The organism is Micromonospora sp. WMMA1976 (genome assembly GCF_027497335.1).
Taxonomy (GTDB): domain Bacteria; phylum Actinomycetota; class Actinomycetes; order Mycobacteriales; family Micromonosporaceae; genus Micromonospora; species Micromonospora aurantiaca.
Window position 1 is genome coordinate 562,503 of record NZ_CP114912.1, and the last position, 20,298, is coordinate 582,800.

Sequence of the window (20,298 nt, forward strand, 5' to 3'; positions counted from 1 at the left end):
GGGCCCTCGCTCGCACGAGTGCCCCGCCCGGGACGGGATCAGCCGGTGTTGCGCATGCCGGCGGCGATGCCGTTGACGGTGGTCAGCAGCGCCCGCTCCAGCGCCGTACCGTCGTTCGGGGCCCGCCGCCCACCCGGCGCGGTCGCCACCGCTCGCCCGGCCGCACCTGATTCGCGGTACTGCCGCAGCAGCGCCACCTGCAGGTGGTGCAGCGGCTCCAGGTAGGTGTCCCGCACGGCGAGCGTGCGCTGGAGCACGGGCGAGTTGTCCAGCAGCGCCGGTGCGGCGGTGACCGCGAGCACCTCCTGCTTGGTCAGCTCGTACTCCTGCTCGATCTTGTCGAAGATCGGGTGCAGCTTCTTCGGCACCAGCGTCTCGACGTACCGCCGGGCGATCGTCAGGTCGGTCTTGGTCAGCATCATCTCGACGTTCGACAGGAACGTGCGGAAGAAGTGCCAGTTCCGGTTCATCTCGGCGAGCACGTCGGCCAGCCCGGCCGCCCGCGCGGCGGCCAATCCGGAGCCCACACCGAACCAGCCCGGCACGATCTGCCGGGTCTGCGTCCAGCCGAACACCCACGGGATGGCCCGCAGGCCGGACAGGCCGGCGCCGGTGTTCGGGCGCTTCGCCGGCCGGGAACCGATGTTCAGCGCACCGAGCAGCTCGGTCGGGGTGGACGCCCAGAAGTACGCGGGCAGGTCCGGGTCCTCGACCAGCGACCGGTACGACCGGAACGCCGAGGAGGACACCACGTCCATCGCCGCGTCCCAGCGCTCCAGCATCTCGGCCGGCTGCCGGGGAGCGGTGTGCAGCAGCGTCGCCTGGAGCACCGCCGCGACCGTCAGTTCCAGGTTCTCCCGGGCCAGCGCCGGCAGCGTGTACTTGTCGGAGATGACCTCACCCTGCTCGGTCACCTTGATCGCGCCGTCCAGCGTGCCGTACGGCTGGGCCAGGATCGCGTCGTGCGTGGGGCCGCCGCCCCGGCCGACGGTGCCGCCCCGGCCGTGGAACAACCGCAGATGTACGCCGTGCCGCGCGGCCACGTCCCGCAGCGCGCGCTGCGCCCGGTGGATGGACCACTGGCTGGTGGTGATGCCGGCCTCCTTGTTGGAGTCGGAGTAGCCGAGCATCACCTCCTGCACGTCGCCCCGGGCCGCCACGAGCGCCCGGTACGCGGGCAACGACAGCAGCTCGTCCAGCAGCTCACCACCGGCGTTCAGCTCGGCCGGGGTCTCCAGCAGCGGCACGATGCCGATGCGGGCCCGCCCGGAGTGCACGTCCACCAGGCCGGCCTCGCGGGCCAGCACCACGGCGGCCAGCACGTCGTCCACGCCGAGCGTCATCGAGATGATGTACGACTCGATCACCTCGGGGCCGAACCGGTCCTGCGCCTCGCGGATCGCCGCGAACACGTCGAACGTCTTGCGGGCCGACTCGGTGAGCGGGCTGTCCTGGGTGGAGAGCGGCCGGCGGCCGGTCAGCTCGTCGGCGAGCAGCTTGGTGCGTTCCAGCCGGGACAGCGCCGGGTAGTCGGACACCTCGCCCACCGCCTCGTAGAGCTGGGCCAGCACCTCGTGGTGCTTCTCCGCGTGCTCCCGGATGTCCATGGTGGCCAGGTGCAGGCCGAACGCGGACACCGTACGGATGGCCGAGGCGAGCCGCCCGACGGCGGTGAGCTGGCCGGAGTTACGGGCCAGCGACGCGCGCAGCAGTTCCAGGTCGGCGATCAGCTCGGCCGAGCCCCGGTAGTCGCGCCCCGGCACGTGCGGGGTGTCGGCGCGCAGCCGCTCCCGGGTGTTGGCGAGCTTCGCCTTCACGCACCGCGCCTTGAGCCGGTACGGCTCCTCCGCGTTGACCCGGCGGAACCGCGGCGCCACCTCTGGCAGCGCGTCCAGGTCCTTGGCCAGGCTGGCGGACAGGTCGAGCGACACCGCGCGCAGCCGCCGGGACACGCTGACCTCGGTGATCAGCTCGTCCATCGCCTTCTCGGTGGCGGCGATGCCGTGCTCGTGCTGGATGCGCAGCACCTCGCGGGTGACCACCGGCGTGACGAACGGGTTGCCGTCGCGGTCGCCGCCGATCCAGGTGCCGAAGCTCAGCGGGCGGGACGTCGGTGACGTCTCCACGCCGAGCGTGCGCAGCGTGTCGGCGAGGTCGTCGAGGACCTGCGGCGCGGCCTCGGCGTACAGGTCGCGCAGGTAGTAGATCGCGTTGCGCGCCTCGTCTGTCGGGTCCGGCCGGTCCAGCCGCAGCTCGTCGGTCTGCCACATGAGATCGAGCAGTTCGGCCAGGCGGCGGTTCGCCGGGCCCTCGTCGCTGGCGCCGTACAGGATCGCGTTCGCGGTCTCGGTGTCCAGCTCGTCGGCCACCGCGCGCAGCTTGGACAGGATGGACCGGCGGGCCGCCTCGGTGGGGTGGGCGGTGAAGACCGGGCGTACGGCCAGCCGGCGGGCCGCGGCGGCGATCTCCTCGGCCGGTACGCCGCGCTCGGCGATCATCTTGGCCGCCTGGTCCAGCCAGCCGCCGTGGGTGGCGCGGCGGCGGCGCAGGTCCCGGGCGCGGTGCACCTGCTCGGTGATGTTCGCCAGGTGGAAGTAGGTGGAGAAGGCACGGGCCAGCTTCGTGCCGGTGGTGACGTCGAGCCCGGCGAGGCGCTGGGCGGCGGCCGGCGCGTCGGAGCGGACCTGGGCGCGGATCTCCTCGACCAGGTCGAGCAGCGGCCGGCCCTCCTGACGGGCGAGCGTCTGCCCGAGCAGCGTGCCGAGGCGGCGGATGTCGGCCCGGAGAGCGGCGTCGGGGCCGTCGTGGTCGTGCTGGTCGGTCACGGTTGCGCTCCTTACGCGAGGACGAAGGACAGCGCTGTCCGACTCCTCTGGATGGTATCCGCGCGGCCCCGGGGGACAGGAGGGGGACGGCGTGATGATCTGCACTCTGGGACGGCCCGCCGGTCAACCCCGCTCGACCGCGTGCCGTCCCGCCTTCGGTCCGCGGCGCGCCCGGAACATGGTCGCGGTGAGCAGGCCGGCCAGGCCGGCGACCACCCAGACCAGCAGCCCGGTCAGTGCCCAGCCGCCGCCGCGCCAGTCGAAGTAGATCGCCGACTTGAACAGGTCGGTGGCCAGGCCGGGCACGTTCCAGCGGTGCATCCCGCGCAGGAACGGCGGCAGGAACTCGGGCGCGTAGATACCGCCCGAGCCGGGGTTGCCGAGCACCACGAGCAGCAGGATCACGATGCCGGTGCCGAGCAGCCCGAGCCAGCCCTGCACGGCGGCGGCGACCATCCCGGCCGCGAACGCGGCGAGCGCGCCGACCACCGCCACCGTCGCCACCTGATCGGGGAACACGCCGAGCACCGGCCCGACCAGGATCGCCCCGATGACGCCGAGCAGGATGGCGTGCACCGCCAGCGTGGCGATCCGCAGCCCGGCCCGGCGCAGGTCGCGCGGGCTGGTGCCGAGCGAGATGCCGAGCGCCGTGGACGCCAGGTAGCCGCCGAGCACCACGCCGACGGCCAGGTAGAACGGGACCAGGCCGCGCGGGTCGTCGGCGGAGACCGGCACGTCGTCGGTGACCTCCAGTGGCACCCCGGCCTGCCGGGCCGCCTCGGTGAACACCTCGGTGACGAGTTCGGTGGCGGCGGGCGCTCCCGCGCTGGCGGTGGCGAGCGTCAGGCCGCCGTCCGGGGCGGAGCTGAGCACCGCGTACACCGATCGGTCGGTGAGTCCGTCCTGGGCGGCGCCGCGGCTGTCGTACCCGACGGGTTTGATCGTGTCGGTGCGGGCGCGGACGGCGGACGTCACGGCCTGGGCCTGCTGGTCGCTCGTGACCACGGCGACCGGCACGTCACGCGGGTCCGGCTTGTGCAGCGCGCCGACGTAGGCGGCGATGAACGCGCTCGCCAGCGCGAGGGTGCCGAGGATCAGCGCCGCCGTGCGGGGCAGCCAGTCGCGGGTACGCAGCTCCGGCTCGTCGTCCACGGCCTCAGCCTATTGCGGGCATATGCCCGGCTCGTGGGGTTTCGCCTGGTGAAAACCGGTGGCCCGGGCCGGTAGCGTCGGACCATGCAGGCACCCATCTATCCCGCCAAACCGCAGCCCGGCGACCGGGTCGCGGTCGTCTCACCCTCCGCCGGCCTGCCGGGTCTCTTCCCCCACGTGTACGAGCTGGGCCTGCGCCGGCTCCGCGACGAGCTGGGGCTGGAACCGGTGGAGTACCCGACCACCCGCGTCATGGGCGCCGACCCGCGCGACCGGGCGCGTGACCTGACCGCCGCGTTCGCCGACCCGACGATCACCGCCGTGCTGGCCACGGTCGGCGGGGACGACCTGATCACCGTCACGCCGTACCTGGACGACGAGGTGCTGCGGGCCAACCCGAAGCCGTACTTCGGCTACTCGGACAACACCAACGTGCTCAACCACCTGTACCGGCTGGGTGTCGTCGGCTACCACGGCGGCTCGGTGCTGGTGCACCTCGGGCGCTCCGGCAAGCCGCACCCGCTCACGCTCGACTCGCTGCGCGCCGCGCTGTTCACCACCGGCTGGTACGACCTGACCGCCGCCCCCGAGTGGGGCGACGAGCCGTGCGACTGGCGTGACCCGGCCGCGCTGGCCGAGGAGCCGCCGATGTACCCGTCCGACGGTTGGCGCTGGCACGGCCCGGCCCGGGTGGTGCAGGGCCGGACGTGGGGCGGCTGCCTGGAGATCGTGCACTGGCTGATGGCGACCGACCGCGTTCCGTCGGCGGCCGACCTGGCCGGGTCGGTGCTGGTGCTGGAGACGTCGAACGAGCTGCCGCCCGCGCAGGAGGTCTTCCGGATCGTGCGGAACATGGGCGAGCGAGGGCTGCTCGCCGCCGTCCCGGCGATCGTGGTGGGCCGCCCCAAGGCGTGGGACTTCGACCGTCCGCACTCCGTCGCGGAGCGGCTGGCCTGGGGTGAGGAGCAGCGGGCGGCGATCCTGTCGGCACTCGCCCCCTACGCCGACGACCCGGTGGTGGTCTTCGACGTCGACCTGGGCCACACCGACCCGCAGCTGATCATCCCGTACGGCGGCGAGATCCGCGTTGACGCGGTGGAGCGCCGCATCGCCGTCCGCTACTGACCCGCCCTCACCCGCCGCCTCACCCCTCGGTTGGCGGCGTGGGCGACGCAGGCAAGATCCACTCCGTTTCGCCGAGGTGGCGGCATTGGAGGGCGTTGGACCCCGCCATTTCGGGGAAGTGGAGTGGATCTTGCGCGAGGATCAGACGATCGCGAAGGCGCGGACCGGGAACGTGCCCATGCCTGCTACCCGCGGCGGGGCGGCGGTGAACCGGAAGCCGGTCGGGGGCAGCGCGTCCAGGCCGGTCAGGTGCTCCACGATCGGGATGCCGGCGGCCAGCAGACCGGTGTGCGCCGGGCGCTGACCCGCTGCCGCCGGAGTCATGTCGTCGATGTTGATCGAGTCGATGCCGACCAGCGCCGCGCCCGCCTCGGCCAGCCACTGCGCGCCGTCACCGGTCAGGTAGGGCGCCTCCGCAGCGGCGTACGCGTCGGTGCCGAAGTGTGCGTCCCAGCCGGTGTGCAGCAGCACCGCGCACCCGGCCACGTCGTACGGGGCGAGCATCAGCCGGTCCACCGCCCGCGTACCGGCCGGCACGCGTACCACCAGGCCGGGCAGGTCGGCGAGACGGTCCAGCGGCATCCCGGTCAGGTCCGGGCCGTCGGCGAAGCGGTGCGACGGCGTGTCCACGTACGTGCCGGTGTTGGCGATCATGTTGATCCGCGCGACGTGGAACTCGACACCCGGCGCGTACCGCTTCCGGGAGTCCTCCCGGGTCAGCCAGTCGGTGATCGACGGTCCGGGCCAGCCGGGCAGCGTGACCATGCCGTCGGTGACCACGTGACTCAGTTCGACGAGCTTCCGCCCACCGGAGGCTGGCACATCGAGGCCCCGCCCGCCCTTGTGCGGCTCCTCGACGACGGTCCGGTCGGTGATCCGTACCTCGCCGACCATGAGCAGCCCGAGGTGCCGGACCAGCAGCGCGGCCACCTCGTCGTCGGTGACGTCCGGGTGCGGCACGTCCAGCCGGAACCCGTCGGTGCGCAGACCACCGCCGTTGGAGAAAAGCACCTCGGCGTCGAAGACCGTCCGATACTCGACCATCCACCCACCGCACCACGCCCGGTGGCAGCCGGTCAAGATCGAAGATCGGGCGGGCCCGGATCGTCGGTGGAGGGGGATAGGCTCGAACGGTGCACCCCCCGTCCGGCTGGACGCGGGGTCGTCGTCGTGTGTCGATCCGCTGGAAGTGATCACTGATGCTCACCGGACTCTTCTCCGCCGCCCTGGCCGACCCGGGGCTGGCCCGGGCGCGTGACCTGGCGCGCTCCGGTGCCGCGCAGGTCGACGGGCTCGACCTCACCGCCCCGGCCGCGCTGCGCCCGTTCGCGGTCGCCGCGGTCGCCGCCGACGAGCCGGCCGGTGGCGCGGGGCGCCCCGTGCTCGCGGTCACCGCCACCACCCGCGAGGCCGACGACCTGGCCTCCGCACTGGGCAGTCTGCTGCCGCCGGAGCAGGTGGCGGTCTTCCCGTCCTGGGAGACGCTGCCGCACGAGCGCCTGTCGCCCCGCTCCGACACGGTCGGGCGGCGCCTCGCCGTGCTCCGCCGCCTGGCCCACCCGGACGCCGCCGACGCGCACGGCCGCACCGGCCCGCTGCGGGTCGTCGTGGCGCCGGTCCGGTCGCTGCTCCAGCCGCAGCTCAAGGGGCTCGGCGACCTGGAGCCGGTGCAGCTCGCCGCCGGGGACGAGGCCGACCTGGAGGAGGTCGCCCGCCGGCTCACCGACATGGCGTACGCCCGGGTCGACCTGGTCACCAAGCGCGGCGAGTTCGCCGTACGCGGCGGCATCCTGGACGTCTTCCCGCCCACCGACGAGCACCCGTCCCGGGTCGAGTTCTGGGGCGACGAGGTGGAGGAGATCCGCACCTTCGCGGTCGCCGACCAGCGCACCATCGAGGGCGTCGCGCAGCTCTGGGCGCCGCCGTGCCGGGAGCTGCTGCTGACCCCGGCGGTGCGGGAGCGGGCCGCCGCGCTGGCCGCCGAGCACCCGGAGCTGGCCGAGATCCTGGACAAGCTGGCCGAGGGCATCCCGGTCGAGGGCATGGAGTCCCTCGCCCCCGCGCTGATCGGCGCCGACGCGCTGGAACTGCTCGTCGACTGCATGCCGGCCGGCACCCACGTACTCCTCTGCGACCCCGAGCGCATCCGCACCCGCGCGCACGACCTGGTCCGTACCTCGGAGGAGTTCCTCCAGGCCAGCTGGGCCGCGGCCGCCGTCGGCGGCCAGGCCCCGGTCGACCTCGGCGCCGCCGCCTTCAAGACCCTGGCCGAGGTACGCACGGCAGCCCGCGCCCTGCGCCAGCCCTGGTGGACGCTCGCGCCGTTCGGCCTGGTCGAGGCGGACGCGGCACCGGCCCGGCAGCCCTGGGAGGACGAGCCCGCCGAGGTCGACGTCACCCCCGACGACGCCATCGCGGTGAGCCTGGCCGCCCAGCCGGCCCCGCTCTACCACGGCGAGACCGCCCGGGTGGTCGACGACCTCAAGCGGTGGGCCGGCGAGGGCTGGTCGATCGCGCTCGTCTTCGAGGGGCACGGCCCCGCCCAGCGGGCCGTCGAGGTGCTCCGCGACGCCGGTCTCGGCGCCCGGCTCACCGAGGAGGTGCCCGCCGCGCCGGCACCGGGCGAGCTGCTCGTGTCGTGTGGCTGCCTGACCGCCGGGTTCGTCGACGAAGCGTCGAAGTTCGTGCTGCTCACCGGCAACGACGTCACCGGCGGCCGGGGCACCTCCACCCGCGACATGCGCAAGATGCCCAGCCGGCGGCGCAACACCATCGACCCGCTGGAGCTGAAGGCCGGCGACTACGTCGTGCACGAGCAGCACGGCATCGGCCGGTACGTCGAGCTGGTGCAGCGCACCGTCAACGGTGCCAGCCGCGAATACCTGGTCATCGAGTACGCGCCCAGCAAGCGCGGCCAGCCCGGCGACCGCCTGTTCGTCCCCACCGACCAGCTCGACCAGCTCTCCCGCTACGTCGGCGGTGAGCAGCCCACGCTGCACAAGATGGGCGGCTCGGACTGGCAGAAGTCCAAGGCCCGGGCGCGCAAGGCGGTCCGTGAGATCGCCGCACAGCTCATCCAGCTGTACGCCGCCCGTAAGGCGTCGAAGGGGCACAACTTCGGCCCCGACACCCCGTGGCAGCGGGAGCTGGAGGACGCGTTCCCCTGGCAGGAGACGCCCGACCAGCTGGCCGCCATCGAGGAGGTCAAGCGGGACATGGAACAGACCGTCCCGATGGACCGGCTGATCTGCGGCGACGTCGGCTACGGCAAGACCGAGATCGCGGTACGGGCGGCGTTCAAGGCGGTGCAGGACGGCAAGCAGGTGGCGGTGCTGGTGCCGACCACGCTGCTGGTGCAGCAGCACTACAACACGTTCGCCGAGCGGATGAGCCAGTTCCCGGTGTCGATCCGGCAGCTGTCCCGGTTCCAGACGCCGAAGGAGACCGAGCAGACGCTGGAGATGGTCGCCGCCGGCACCGTCGACATCGTCATCGGCACCCACCGGCTGCTCCAGGCGTCCACCCGGTTCAAGTCTCTGGGGCTGGTCATCATCGACGAGGAGCAGCGGTTCGGCGTCGAGCACAAGGAGCACCTGAAGACGCTGCGCGCCTCGGTCGACGTGCTCGCCATGTCGGCCACCCCGATCCCGCGCACGCTGGAGATGGCGATCACCGGCATCCGGGAGATGTCCACCATCGCCACCCCGCCGGAGGAGCGGCACCCGGTGCTCACGTTCGTCGGGGCGTACGACGACCGGCAGGTGGCCGCCTCCATCCACCGTGAGCTGCTGCGCGACGGGCAGGTCTTCTACCTGCACAACCGGGTCGAGTCGATCGAGAAGACCGCCCGCAGGCTGCGGGAGCTGGTGCCGGAGGCCCGGGTCGCGGTGGCGCACGGCCAGATGGGCGAGGAAGCGCTGGAGAAGGTGATGGTCGGCTTCTGGGAGAAGGAGTTCGACGTCCTCGTCTGCACCACCATCGTCGAGTCCGGCATCGACATCCCGAACGCCAACACGCTCATCGTCGAGCGGGCCGACCTGCTCGGCCTGGCCCAGCTGCACCAGATCCGCGGCCGGGTCGGCCGAGGCCGGGAGCGGGCGTACGCGTACTTCCTCTACCCGCCGGAGAAGCCGCTCACCGAGAACGCGCACGAGCGGCTGGCCACCATCGCCCAGCACACCGAACTCGGCGCGGGCATGTACGTGGCGATGAAGGACCTGGAGATCCGCGGCGCCGGCAACCTGCTCGGCGGCGAGCAGTCCGGCCACATCGAGGGCGTCGGCTTCGACCTGTACGTCCGGATGGTCGGCGAGGCCGTGTCCGCCTTCAAGGGCGAGAGCACTGAGGAGGAGAGCGAGGTCAAGGTCGACCTGCCGATCGACGCGCACCTGCCGCACGACTACGTGGCGGTGGAGCGACTGCGTCTGGAGATGTACCGCAAGCTCGCCGAGGCCCGTGACTCCGAACGCCTGCGCGAGGTGGTCGCCGAGATGACCGACCGGTACGGCGAGCCGCCCGCGCCGGTGCAGAACCTGGTCGCGGTGGCGCGGTTCCGGCTGCTGGCCCGCCGCTACGGGCTGACCGACGTGTCGATGCAGGGCAAGCACATCCGGTTCGGCCCGCTGCCGCTGCCCGACTCGAAGCAGATGCGGCTCAAGCGCTACCACCCGGACTCGGTCTACAAGCAGGCGCTCGACCAGGTCAGTGTGCCCCGGCCGAGCACCCGGCGGATCGGCGGCGAGCCGTTGCGCGACCAGGCCCTGCTGGAGTGGTGCGGTCAGCTCCTGGCCGACGTCCTCGGCAAGCCCGAGGAGCTGGCCGGTGTTGCCAGCCCCGCAGTGGCGAGCGGACGATGACACAGCAAGCCCGAGGAGTTCGCCGGTGTCGCCCGGTCCGGGGCGGGTGCGCGATGAGGTGGGCGGAGTCACAGGCCGGTACTCGGCGTGAGAGAGTGACCCTCATGCGTGCTCGCCGTTCCCTCGTCGCTGTCAGCGTCGCGGCCCTCGCCGCGCTCTCCCTCGCCGCCTGTGGCCGCTCCGCCCCGGACGTCGCCGCGTACGTCGGCGACACCCGGTACTCCGTCGACCGGGTCGACGCGATCTACGAGGACGCGCAGCGGCAGTACGCGGACGCCGTCCGTAGCCAGGCCCCGCAGACGCCGTCGCCGGCGGAGCTGCGGTCCTCGGTGACCCGGCAGGACGTGCTGAACCTGCTGGTCGCGATCGACCTGGGCAAGCGTGTGGCGGCCGAGAAGGGCCTCCAGGTCACCGACCAGATCTCTCCGGAGCAGATCCAGCAGGCGCTCCGCATGCCGGCGACCACCGAGTACACGAAGCTGTGGGGCGAGTGGGTCGACCTCTCCGGCACGCTCCAGCAGAGCCTGCCTCCGGCCGACCTCAGCGACGAGTCCCTGATGGCCGTCTACCACGCCATCGAGAAGACCGGGGCGATCCAGCCGGGCCTGAGCGTCGACCAGGTCCGGCAGGCGTTCGGCGAGGCCGGCTTCGTCCGCACCGCCACCGCGCTCAGCAGCGCGCTGCAGGAGCAGGCCGACAAGTCGGACGTCCGGGTCAACCCCCGCTTCGGCGTGACCGGCGTGCCGTCGCTCGTCAACACCGGCCAGTCGTTCGTCTTCTACTCCCTGCCGTACGTCGACAAGGACGGCCCGGTCACCGACATCTCCACGTCGGAGGCGCCGGCCTCCGGATCGCCGGCTCCCGGAGCCGCATGACCGCCCGCATCGTCCTGCTCGTCACCTCACCCCGGCTGCCCGCCGGCCTGCTGACCTCGGCCGCCTGGGACTCCGTACGCTCCGCGCCGGTCCTCGCCGGTGCGGAGAGCGAGTTGACCCGCGCGGTCCGGACGGCCGGCGCCGAGGTGAGCGTGGTGACCGAGGGTGCGACCCAGGCACTGCTCGACGCCGCCGCCGCGCACGGCGGGGCGGTGTGGCTGGCCGGCCCGGCCGGCGACGAGGCGCTGGCCCGTGAGCTGGGGCTGCGGCTTGCCCGCGAGCCCGGGCTGGCCGAGCTGGAGCTGATGTACGGCTCGTGGGATCCGCCCGGCGCCCGGCTGCTCGACGCGGTCGAGGTGATGGACCGGCTGGCCTCCCCTGGCGGCGACCCGTGGAAGCGGGCGCAGACCCACCGCAGCCTGGCCGGTTTCCTGCTGGAGGAGTGCTACGAGGCGTACGACGCGATCAGCGCCGACGACACCGACGCGCTCCGCGAGGAACTGGGCGACGTGCTGCTCCAGGTGCTGCTGCACGCCCGGCTGGCGGAGAACCTGCCGGAGGGCGAGAGCTGGACCGTCGACGACGTCGCGGGCACCCTGGTCGACAAGATGGTGCGACGCAACCCGCATGTGTTCTCCGGTGAGCCGGCCGGTTCGATCGAGGAGATCGAGGCGAACTGGGAGCGGATCAAGCGGGCCGAGAAGACCCGCGAATCGGTACTCGACGGCATCGCGCTGAGCCAGCCCGCGCTGTCGCTGGCCGCGAAGATCCTGGACCGGGCCGGTCGGGTCGGTCTCGCCGTACCGCCCCCGCTGGCCGAGTCGCAGGTGGACCCGGAGGCCCGGCTCGGCGCGAGCCTGCTGGCCACGGTCGCCGCCGCCCGTCAGGCCGGTATCGACCCCGAGGCCGCCCTGCGGCGGGCCACCTTGGCGTACGCCGAAGCAGTCAGAGCCGCCGAACGCCCCACCCCGAACCACCCCACCTGACCCAACCCACCCCCGCCCCCGCCCCCGCCCCGCGATCTTGCACTTTCGGCCCGATCGGTGCCGCAAATGCCCCATCTGCCCGGGCGCAAAGTGCAAGATCGCCGAGTCGGACTGCCGGGCCGGCACCCCGGCAGGCGCCGGCCTTCCAGGGGACGCCCGGGTGATCAAGGGGTTTGGGTCAGGGGCGGGCTCGGGCGGGGACATCAACTCCTTGATCAACGGGGGGCGGCGAGGCGGGGGAGTGGGCGGGAGGGTCGGTAGGGTCGGGGGATGGAAGCGTTCGTGCCGCTGGCGGAGCGGATCGTGGAGGCGTTGCTGGAGAGCCGGCCCGGGCTGGCCACCTCCGTCGGGGACCACCGCTACGACGACCGGCTGCCCGATCTCTCCGCCGACGCCCTCGCCGCGGACCAGGCGATGCTGAAGGACGCGGCCGACGCACTCGCCGAGATCGACCCGGACGCGCTCGACCCGGCGGAGGGCGTCGACCACGCGCTGCTCACCAGCCTCGTCGACCGAGGTCTGTTCGAGGCCACCGAGATCCGCACCCACGAGTGGGATCCGCTGCACCACAATCCGGGGCCGCTGCTGCACGCCCTGCTGGCTCGTCCCTTCGCCCCGGCCGAGGAGCGCCTGACCAGTCTCGCCGGGCGTCTGTCGGCCGTACCCGATGCGCTGTCGACGGCGCGCGCGACGTTGCGGGACATGCCGCGGGTCCACGCGGAGACGGCGGTCGGGCAGTTCACCGGTACGGCGGCGCTGATCCGCGACGAGGTGCCCGGCCTGCTGGCCGAGGCGCCGGCGATGCGCGACCGGGTCGGCCCGGCGGCCACCGAGGCGATCGCCGCGCTGGAGGAGTTCGTGGCCTGGCTGCGACACGGCCTGGCCGCCGACGCCGGCCCGGGGCGTGACCCGCGGCTGGGCCGGCGGCGGTGGGAGGCGCGGCTGTGGCACACGCTCGACACCGAGCTGAGCGCCGCCGAGGTGCAGCGCCGCGCCTGGGCCAACCTCGAGCGGGTCACCGAGGAGATCCGCGCGGCGTCGGTCGAGCTGGTCGGTGGTCCGGCCGACGACGAGACGGTACGCCGGGCGCTGGACCTGCTGGCCGCCGAGCACCCGGACGACGCCACGATCGTCGACCTCGCCTCGGTGACGCTGGACGAGGCGAGTGACTTCGTCCGCCACCACGACCTGGTCAGCATGGTCGGCGACCCGTGCGTGATCCAGGAGATGCCGGAGTTCGCGCGCGGCGTGGCGGTGGCCTACTGCGACTCGCCGGGCCCGCTGGAGACGGCCGACGTGCCCACGTTCTACTGCATCTCGCCCACCCCGGCGGACTGGCCGGCGCAGCGGGTCGAGTCGTTCTACCGTGAGTACAACGACCACATGATCCGCAACCTGACCGTGCACGAGGCGATGCCCGGCCACTTCCTTCAGCTCGCGCACGCCCGCCGGTACGACGGCCCGACCCGGGTACGCGCGCTCACCGAGTCGGGTGTGTTCGTGGAGGGCTGGGCGGTCTACGCGGAGGAGCTGATGGCCGGGCTCGGCTTCGGCGGTCTGCCGGTGCGGTTGCAGCAGCTCAAGATGCAGCTCCGGATGACCATCAACGCGCTGCTGGACCAGCTCGTGCACTGCGACGACCTGCCCGAGTCCGAGGCGATGGCGCTGATGACCGGGCGCGGCTTCCAGGAGGAGGGCGAGGCGGCCGGCAAGTGGCGGCGGGCGCTGCTCACCTCGACGCAGCTCTCCACGTACTTCGTCGGGTACAGCGAGATGGCCGACATCGCCGCCGCCCGGCCGGACGGCGTGACGGTGCGCGACTGGCACGACGCCATGCTGGCGCACGACTGCCCGCCGCCGCGTCACCTGCGCACGCTGCTGGGGGTGTGAGGCTCACCGCCGGGCGGCGGCCCGCCTGCGGTCACCGCCCGGCGGCGACCGCGTCGATCAGCCAGCGGGACAGGGAGTACGCGGGCGGCAGCTCGGCGGGCAGCGCGTCGGCCGGGAACCAGCGCGCCTCGGTCAGCTCGGTGCCGTCGACGACGGGTTCGGCGGCCGGGTCGGTCACCTCGGCGGTGAACCCGGCGAGCAGCGTGCCCGGCCCGGACAGCGCCCAGGGTTGGCTGTCCACGTAGACCGGTCGCCGCAGCGTCAGGCCGACCTCCTCGGCGACCTCGCGGTGTACCGCCGCCTCCAGCGACTCGCCCGCCTCGACGAACCCGGCGACGAGCGCCCACAGCTGCGTCGGCCCCTGCGCGTGCCGGACCAGCAGCAGTTCGCCGGGGCCGCCGGCCGGTCCGGGGCGGGTGATCGCGGTCAGCACCGCGACGGACAGGGGCAGGAACGAGGTGAGCCCGCAGTCCGGGCAGCGCCGCGCGGTCTCGCCCGGCACGTCGGTCAGCTCGGCCCGGCACGCCCCGCACCACCTGTGGGTACGCCGCCAGGTGACCACGGCGAGCGCCCGCCCGGCCAGGTCGGCGTGGGGTGCGGGCAGTTCGGCGGCGAGGCCCCGCCAGCTGCGCCAGCGGCCGGGTAGCGACTCCGGGTCGGTCACCTCGGCCGCCCACGCGGGGATGCCGTCGAGCGTGCCGACCGAGGTCCAGGCGAGGTCGCCGGGCAGCGCGCCGATCCGCAGCGGCTGCTCGTCCGGGCCGGTCAGCAGCTTCCGCCCGGACACCGGCAGCGCCAGGTCGTCCGGGCGCGGCGGACGCCCGTGATCGGCAGCGGGCAGGAACCCCGGGGTCACGACGTGGACGGGCGGCGGTCCACCACGCCGGCGCCGGCCGGAACCGCGAACGCGGCCGCCTCGACGCTCTCGGTGTAGCGGCTCAGCGTCACCTCGGCGGGCTTGCCGTCGAGCGTGCCGGAGAAGCTGCCCAGCACGCCCTCGGTCGTCACGCACGCGTTGAAGCGTTCCCCGTCGTGGGTGACGTCGACGCAGGTTGCGTGGCGGCCGGCGAGCGTGGTGTCGCTCTGCTCGATGACCGCGTCCGGTGCGAGCGCCGCGTCGGTGAGCAGCCGGATCACCGCGGGCGGCGTGACCAGGCCCTGCTTGCGCGCCTCGTCGTAGACGATCACCGACGGCTTCCCGGCGGTGAGCACCGGCGGCGAGACGGTGCAGGAGGTACGGGCGGCGGTGCTGGCGCACCGGGTCACCGACTCCTGGGTCACGGTGATCTTGCCGCCGGGCCAGGTGTACGTGGAGCGCAGCGGCTTCTTGGTCTGCGCGATCGAGGCGGTCCGGCCGCCGTCGATCTGGTAGTCGGCGGCCCAGGTCTGCTCCAGCGCCCGGTCCATCCGCGCGGCGAGGTCGTTGACCAGGTCGGCGCGACCGAGTGCGACGTTCGCGTCGTCCAGGGCCTGACAGCCGGTGACCGAGAGCGACGCGATGACCGAGGCGGCGAGCACGCGGAGAGTCGTCGAGGCGGCAGGCATGATGCCCAGCCTTGTCGATTGACGCAACGTCTCGCAAACCGGTTGCCGGTTGACGACCGGTAATCCGGGAATGTCCGTCTCAGCAAGCGCCTCGGGGGCCGCCCCGAGCGGGGTGCGGGAGGGCGGGGACCGATACGCTGCGTTCAACACCTGCCTCAGCCGCACCGTCGCGGCCCATACGGACCGGAACCACACAAACGAGGAGCGACTCAGTGGCAACCATCGAGGGAATCGTCGCCCGGGAGATCCTGGACTCGCGGGGCAACCCGACGGTCGAGGTCGAGGTCGGGCTCGACGACGGCACGATCGCCCGCGCCGCGGTGCCGTCCGGCGCCTCCACCGGCGCCTTCGAGGCGGTCGAGCTGCGCGACGGTGACAAGGATCGCTACCTGGGCAAGGGTGTCGAGAAGGCGGTCGCCAACATCGAGGACCGCATCGTCGACCAGCTCATCGGCTACGAGGCCAGCGAGCAGCGGCTGATCGACCAGAAGATGATCGACATCGACGGCTCGGACAACAAGGGTGAGCTGGGCGCGAACGCCATCCTCGGCGTCTCCCTGGCCGTGGCGAAGGCCGCCGCCGGCAGCGCCGAGCTGAGCCTGTTCCGCTACCTGGGCGGCCCGAACGCGCACCTGCTCCCGGTGCCGATGATGAACATCCTCAACGGTGGCGCGCACGCCGACTCGAACGTCGACATCCAGGAGTTCATGATCGCGCCGATCGGCGCGCCGACGTTCCGGGACGCGCTGCGCTCGGGCGCCGAGGTCTACCACGCGCTGAAGTCGGTGCTGAAGAAGAAGGATCTGTCGACCGGCCTGGGTGACGAGGGCGGCTTCGCCCCGAACCTGCCCACCAACGCCGCCGCGCTGGACCTGATCGCCGAGGCCGTGGAGAAGGCCGGCTACCGGCTGGGCACCGACATCGTCTTCGCGCTCGACGTGGCCGCCACCGAGTTCTTCGACAACGGCACCTACACGTTCGAGGGCAGCGCCAAGAGCGCCGAGGAGATGAGCAACTACTACACCAAGCTCGCCGGCGACTACCCGATCGTGTCGATCGAGGACCCGCTGGCCGAGGACGACTGGAGCGGCTGGGCCACCCTCACCGCCGCGCTCGGCGACCGCATCCAGATCGTCGGCGACGACCTGTTCGTGACCAACCCGCAGCGCATCGCCCGGGGCATCGCGGAGCAGGCCGCCAACGCGGTGCTCGTCAAGGTCAACCAGATCGGCTCGCTCACCGAGACGCTCGACGCCGTCGACCTGGCCCACCGGGCCGGCTTCAAGTGCATGATGAGCCACCGTTCCGGCGAGACCGAGGACACCACCATCGCCGACCTGGCCGTCGCCACCGGCTGCGGGCAGATCAAGACCGGCGCGCCGGCCCGCTCGGACCGGGTGGCCAAGTACAACCAGCTCCTGCGGATCGAGGAGGAGCTGGCCGACGCGGCGCGGTACGCCGGTGCCGGCGCGTTCCCGCGCTACCGTTCGGCCTGAGCGAGCGCTCCGGGGGAGGGGTGTGACGATGCAGCAGCGCCGCACACCGGGTGGCCAGCGGCCCGCCCGTCGGCCGGGGCAGCCCGGCCGGACGGGCGGTGCCCGGGTCCGGTCCACGGCACGCGACAACGGCGTCCGCGCGGAGGCGCGCACCGCCGGCCGGTCACCCGGCGCGTCTCGTGCCACCGACGGCGTACGCTCCGCGAGCCGCCCCGCCGCGGCTCGGCGTACCGCCGCCGGTGGTCCGGTCAAGCGGCTCACCGCACCCCAACCCCGGCGCTTCACCGGGCGCGCCACGGTGCTGTTCGCGGTGCTGATCGCGCTCGCCCTGGCGTACACCTATCCGGTCCGGGTCTACCTGGACCAGCAGGCCGACATCGAGCGGATGGAAGCCGCGCAGGCCGCCCAGCGGGCCGAGATCGAGCGGCTCACCGCCGAGGCGGCCAAGTGGCAGGACCCGGAGTACGTCAAGACGCAGGCCCGGGAGCGGTTCTTCATGGGCAAGCCGGGCGAGACGCTGCTCGTGGTGCTCTCCGACCCGGAGGGCGCCGCGAAGGACGCCGGCAAGGGCGCGAAGCCGGGGGCGCCGAAGCCGCCCGAGCCCTGGTACGACACCCTGTGGTCGAGCGTGCGGGCGGCCAACGCCGACCGCGGGGACAAGTGAGCTTTGATTCGAGAGGCACAACCTTGAGCGTCGTACCACCGCAGGAGCCGGCGGCGGACTCCGTACCCCCGCCGGAACGCCAGCCGGCCACCGAGGCCGACCTGGCCGCGGTGGCCGCGCAGCTCGGACGCCCGCCGCGCGGCACCCGCGCGGTGGCCCACAGGTGTCCGTGTGGTCTGCCCGACGTGGTGGAGACGACGCCCCGGCTGGCCGACGGCACGCCGTTCCCGACGCTGTTCTACCTGACCTGCCCGCGCGCCACCGCGGCGTGCAGCCGGCTGGAGTCGGCCGGGCTGATGAAGGAGATGGCCGAGCGGCTGGCGGAGGATCCGGAGCTGGCGGCGCGGTACCGGGCGGCGCACGAGGACTACCTGACCCGCCGGGAGGCGATCGGTGAGGTGCCGGAGATCGCCGGCATCTCGGCCGGCGGCATGCCGGGGCGGGTGAAGTGCCTGCACGTGCATCTCGGGCACGCGCTCGCCGCCGGGCCGGGGGTAAACCCGTTCGGCGACGAGACGCTGGCGCTGGTGGAGAAGTGGTGGGCGGCCGGCCCCTGCGTGGACGTGCCGCCGGCGGAGTGAGATGAGCGCCGACGAGATCACTGTGCGCCGGGCCCGCACCACCGACGTGCGCGGCATCCGGCGGCTGGTGGACACCTACACCGACGACCGGCGGCTGCTCAGCAAGGCGACTGTGACGCTGTACGAGGACGTACAGGAGTTCCGGGTCGCGGTGACCTCGGACGGCACTGTGGTCGGCTGCGGCGCGCTGCACGTCATGTGGGAGGACCTGGCCGAGATCCGGACGGTGGCGGTCGACCCGTCCTGCCGGGGTCACAAGATCGGGCATCGGATCGTCGGCGGGCTGATCGACGCGGCACGGGAGCTGGGCATCGCCCGGATCTTCGTGCTCACGTTCGAGACCGGCTTCTTCGGCTCGTTCGGTTTCCGCGAGATCGACGGCGCACCCGTCCCGCAGCCGGTGTACGAGCAGCTCCTGCGCTCGTACGACGAGGGCGTCGCGGAGTTCCTGGACCTGGAACGGGTCAAGCCCAACACCCTGGGCAACACTCGAATGCTGCTGCGCCTCTGACCGCGCGGGCCCGGGGTTGGGCTGCCGTAGGGTGGGCGCCGTGAGTGCGCGTGTGGCCGCCATCGACTGCGGGACCAACTCGATCCGACTGCTGATCGCCGACCTGCCCGAGCCGTCGGCCGGGGACGCCGCGCCACTGGTGGACGTCTCGCGGCGGATGGAGATCGTCCGGCTGGGGCAGGGCGTCGACCAGACCGGCATGCTCGCCCCGGAGGCGATCGAGCGGACCCGCGTCGCGCTCGCCGACTACGCGGCCGAGATCGAGAAGTCCGGCGCCGACCGGGTACGCATGTGTGCCACCTCGGCCTCCCGCGACGCCTCCAACGCCGCCGACTTCCGCGCGATGGTCGAGCGCACGCTCGGCGTACCGCCCGAGGTGGTGACCGGCGACGAGGAGGCGCGCCTGTCGTTCACCGGCGCGGTGCGCGGACTGCCCGCCGACGCCGAGCCGCCTTACCTGGTGGTCGACATCGGCGGCGGCTCGACCGAGTTCGTCGTCGGCACCCGCGCCGACGGTGTGCGCGGCGCGATCTCGGTGGACATCGGCTGCGTCCGGATGACCGAACGGCACCTGCACGACGACCCGCCGACAGCGGCGCAGGTCGCCGCCGCCGAGGCCGACATCGCCGCCGCCGTCGACCGTGCGCTCGCCGCCGTGCCCGGCCGCGAGGCCGCCACGCTGGTCGGCCTCGCCGGTTCGGTCACCACTGTGGTCGCCCTGGCCGAAGGGCTCCAGGAGTACGACCCGAGCCGCATCCACCACGCCCGGGTCTCGTACGAGCAGGTGGCCGAGGTGACCGCCGACCTGCTCGGCCAGAGCAGCGAGCAGCGGCTGGCGTACCCGGTGATGCACCCGGGGCGGGCCGACGTGATCGGCGCGGGCGCGCTGGTGCTGCGGGTGATCATGGAGCGGGCCGGGATGTCGTCGGTGGTCGCCTCCGAGCACGACATCCTCGACGGCATCGCCTGGAGCCTGGCGGCGACCTCGAGGTAGGTGGTTTCCCTGCGTGCGGCCGGTATGATTTCCATATGGTCACCACGGTCAATCTTCCTGACGGACTGCACGAACGGCTCAAGCAGCTTGCCGAGCAGGAGCACCGGTCGATGAACGCCACCATCGTTGTCGCAGTCGAGGAGTACGTCTCGGCGCGCAATCATCGTGCCCGCGTGCGGGATCTTGCGCGGGAGGTTGCCGAGCGTGACGCTGAGCTGCTGCGGCGGTTGGCGGAGTGATCAACTACCTCGAGGTCGACGACCTCGTGGAGATCGCCTCGATCGTATTGGGTGAGACGCCGCAGGTCCGTGACTTCGGTCTGCTCTCTTCGGCGGTGGTCCGCCCGGCCACCGTGGCGTTCGGCCAGGAGGCTTATCCCGATCTCTGGACCAAGGCCGCCGCGCTGCTGCACTCGGTCTGCATGAACCATGCGCTGATTGATGGGAACAAGCGTCTCGCCTGGGCGGCGGGGCGGGTGTTTCTGGCCCTCAATGAGGTGCCTATCCAGGATGTCGACGTTGATCAGGCCGAGGCTCTCGTGATGTCGGTGGCCAGCGGCACCCTGACCGAGGTCTCGGACATCGCCCGCGAGCTCCGCAAGCTCTATGTCTGAGCCATCGACGGAAATGCTGTCGCAGATGCCGGACGGCATCGCCTGGAGCCTCGCCTAGCCCTCTGGCTCTCTCGCCGCCGCCTCTCAGGCGGTGATCAAGGAGTTTGTGTCTGTGGGGGGCTGCCTGTTCGACGCCACCGCCGACCTGCTGCGCACCAACCCGAGTCCGGCCGACCTGTTCGACC

General features: G+C 72.7%; 17 protein-coding genes. 12 read left to right on the top strand and 5 right to left on the bottom strand.

Translation table 11 applies throughout. From position 1 onward, the window contains the following. Positions 1–38: 38 nt before the first annotated feature. Both ppc and O7546_RS02805 read right to left on the bottom strand, forming a co-directional pair. Entirely contained in the window at positions 39–2,825 is a 2,787-nt protein-coding gene (gene ppc, locus O7546_RS02800; protein ID WP_194798567.1) for a phosphoenolpyruvate carboxylase, read from the bottom strand. Between the two features lie 123 nt (positions 2,826–2,948). Continuing rightward, positions 2,949–3,977, bottom strand: a complete 1,029-nt coding sequence (locus O7546_RS02805) for a hypothetical protein (RefSeq protein WP_269696136.1) — start codon at positions 3,975–3,977, stop codon at positions 2,949–2,951. 84 nt (positions 3,978–4,061) lie between these two features. Between O7546_RS02805 and O7546_RS02810 the strand changes: the two genes are divergently transcribed. After that, on the top strand, positions 4,062–5,102 hold the full coding sequence (locus O7546_RS02810) for a S66 peptidase family protein (protein WP_194798565.1): 1,041 nt from the start codon (positions 4,062–4,064) through the stop codon (positions 5,100–5,102). A gap of 141 nt (positions 5,103–5,243) precedes the next feature. On the opposite strand, the gene O7546_RS02815 is transcribed toward O7546_RS02810, so the two are convergent. Next, a complete protein-coding gene (locus O7546_RS02815; RefSeq protein WP_194798564.1) occupies positions 5,244–6,146 on the bottom strand; it encodes a cyclase family protein in 903 nt (300 codons plus the stop codon). Positions 6,147–6,301: 155 nt separating this feature from the next. Here O7546_RS02815 and mfd point away from each other — a divergent pair, with 155 nt between their 5' ends. The 4 genes from mfd (at position 6,302) to O7546_RS02835 (ending at position 13,709) form a co-directional block, all read left to right on the top strand. Continuing rightward, complete coding sequence (gene mfd, locus O7546_RS02820) at positions 6,302–9,958, top strand: transcription-repair coupling factor (RefSeq protein ID WP_269696137.1); 3,657 nt, start codon at positions 6,302–6,304, stop codon at positions 9,956–9,958. Between the two features lie 104 nt (positions 9,959–10,062). Beyond that, positions 10,063–10,833, top strand: a complete 771-nt coding sequence (locus tag O7546_RS02825; protein WP_194798562.1) for a hypothetical protein — start codon at positions 10,063–10,065, stop codon at positions 10,831–10,833. Further along, entirely contained in the window at positions 10,830–11,819 is a 990-nt protein-coding gene (locus tag O7546_RS02830) for a nucleoside triphosphate pyrophosphohydrolase (protein ID WP_194798561.1), read from the top strand. Before O7546_RS02825 ends, O7546_RS02830 begins: the two co-directional genes overlap by 4 nt. 270 nt (positions 11,820–12,089) lie before the next feature. Then, positions 12,090–13,709 (top strand): DUF885 domain-containing protein, encoded by a 1,620-nt coding sequence (locus tag O7546_RS02835; RefSeq protein ID WP_269696138.1) that lies wholly within the window; start codon positions 12,090–12,092, stop codon positions 13,707–13,709. A gap of 31 nt (positions 13,710–13,740) precedes the next feature. Here O7546_RS02835 and O7546_RS02840 read toward each other — a convergent pair whose 3' ends face one another. Continuing rightward, entirely contained in the window at positions 13,741–14,565 is an 825-nt protein-coding gene (locus O7546_RS02840; protein WP_269696139.1) for an NUDIX domain-containing protein, read from the bottom strand. After that, positions 14,562–15,254 carry a hypothetical protein gene (locus O7546_RS02845; RefSeq protein ID WP_194798558.1) on the bottom strand — a complete coding sequence of 231 codons (693 nt, stop codon included), beginning with the start codon at positions 15,252–15,254 and terminating at the stop codon, positions 14,562–14,564. The genes O7546_RS02840 and O7546_RS02845 overlap by 4 nt, the downstream gene beginning before the upstream one ends. A 212-nt stretch (positions 15,255–15,466) precedes the next feature. Here O7546_RS02845 and eno point away from each other — a divergent pair, with 212 nt between their 5' ends. The 7 genes from eno to O7546_RS02880 are packed head-to-tail and all read left to right on the top strand — an operon-like array spanning position 15,467 to position 20,113. Next, entirely contained in the window at positions 15,467–16,750 is a 1,284-nt protein-coding gene (gene eno / locus O7546_RS02850; protein WP_013284093.1) for a phosphopyruvate hydratase, read from the top strand. Between the two features lie 28 nt (positions 16,751–16,778). After that, positions 16,779–17,414, top strand: coding sequence for a septum formation initiator family protein (locus O7546_RS02855; protein ID WP_269696140.1), 636 nt, complete (start codon positions 16,779–16,781; stop codon positions 17,412–17,414). A gap of 23 nt (positions 17,415–17,437) precedes the next feature. Beyond that, positions 17,438–17,995, top strand: a complete 558-nt coding sequence (locus tag O7546_RS02860) for a DUF501 domain-containing protein (RefSeq protein ID WP_135243360.1) — start codon at positions 17,438–17,440, stop codon at positions 17,993–17,995. Position 17,996: 1 nt separating this feature from the next. Further along, complete coding sequence (locus O7546_RS02865) at positions 17,997–18,506, top strand: amino-acid N-acetyltransferase (protein ID WP_013284096.1); 510 nt, start codon at positions 17,997–17,999, stop codon at positions 18,504–18,506. 52 nt (positions 18,507–18,558) lie between these two features. Next, complete coding sequence (locus O7546_RS02870) at positions 18,559–19,500, top strand: Ppx/GppA phosphatase family protein (protein ID WP_281601135.1); 942 nt, start codon at positions 18,559–18,561, stop codon at positions 19,498–19,500. 35 nt (positions 19,501–19,535) lie between these two features. Then, entirely contained in the window at positions 19,536–19,739 is a 204-nt protein-coding gene (locus tag O7546_RS02875) for an Arc family DNA-binding protein (RefSeq protein ID WP_013731632.1), read from the top strand. Continuing rightward, the gene (locus O7546_RS02880; RefSeq protein ID WP_281600423.1) at positions 19,736–20,113 is read left to right on the top strand and encodes a Fic family protein; all 378 of its coding nucleotides are present in this window, start codon (positions 19,736–19,738) and stop codon (positions 20,111–20,113) included. Before O7546_RS02875 ends, O7546_RS02880 begins: the two co-directional genes overlap by 4 nt. The last annotated feature ends 185 nt before the right edge of the window (positions 20,114–20,298 follow it).

Bases quoted from the DNA above. Each gene is read 5' to 3' on its own strand.
- O7546_RS02810 (WP_194798565.1), top strand. From the start codon at position 4,062: ATGCAGGCACCCATCTATCCCGCCAAACCGCAGCCCGGCGACCGGGTC.
- O7546_RS02830 (WP_194798561.1), top strand. From the start codon at position 10,830: ATGACCGCCCGCATCGTCCTGCTCGTCACCTCACCCCGGCTGCCCGCC.
- O7546_RS02855 (WP_269696140.1), top strand. From the start codon at position 16,779: ATGCAGCAGCGCCGCACACCGGGTGGCCAGCGGCCCGCCCGTCGGCCG.
- O7546_RS02835 (WP_269696138.1), top strand. From the start codon at position 12,090: ATGGAAGCGTTCGTGCCGCTGGCGGAGCGGATCGTGGAGGCGTTGCTG.
- O7546_RS02865 (WP_013284096.1), top strand. From the start codon at position 17,997: ATGAGCGCCGACGAGATCACTGTGCGCCGGGCCCGCACCACCGACGTG.
- O7546_RS02845 (WP_194798558.1), bottom strand. From the start codon at position 15,254: ATGCCTGCCGCCTCGACGACTCTCCGCGTGCTCGCCGCCTCGGTCATC.
- O7546_RS02825 (WP_194798562.1), top strand. From the start codon at position 10,063: ATGCGTGCTCGCCGTTCCCTCGTCGCTGTCAGCGTCGCGGCCCTCGCC.
- O7546_RS02875 (WP_013731632.1), top strand. From the start codon at position 19,536: ATGGTCACCACGGTCAATCTTCCTGACGGACTGCACGAACGGCTCAAG.
- O7546_RS02815 (WP_194798564.1), bottom strand. From the start codon at position 6,146: ATGGTCGAGTATCGGACGGTCTTCGACGCCGAGGTGCTTTTCTCCAAC.
- mfd (WP_269696137.1), top strand. From the start codon at position 6,302: ATGCTCACCGGACTCTTCTCCGCCGCCCTGGCCGACCCGGGGCTGGCC.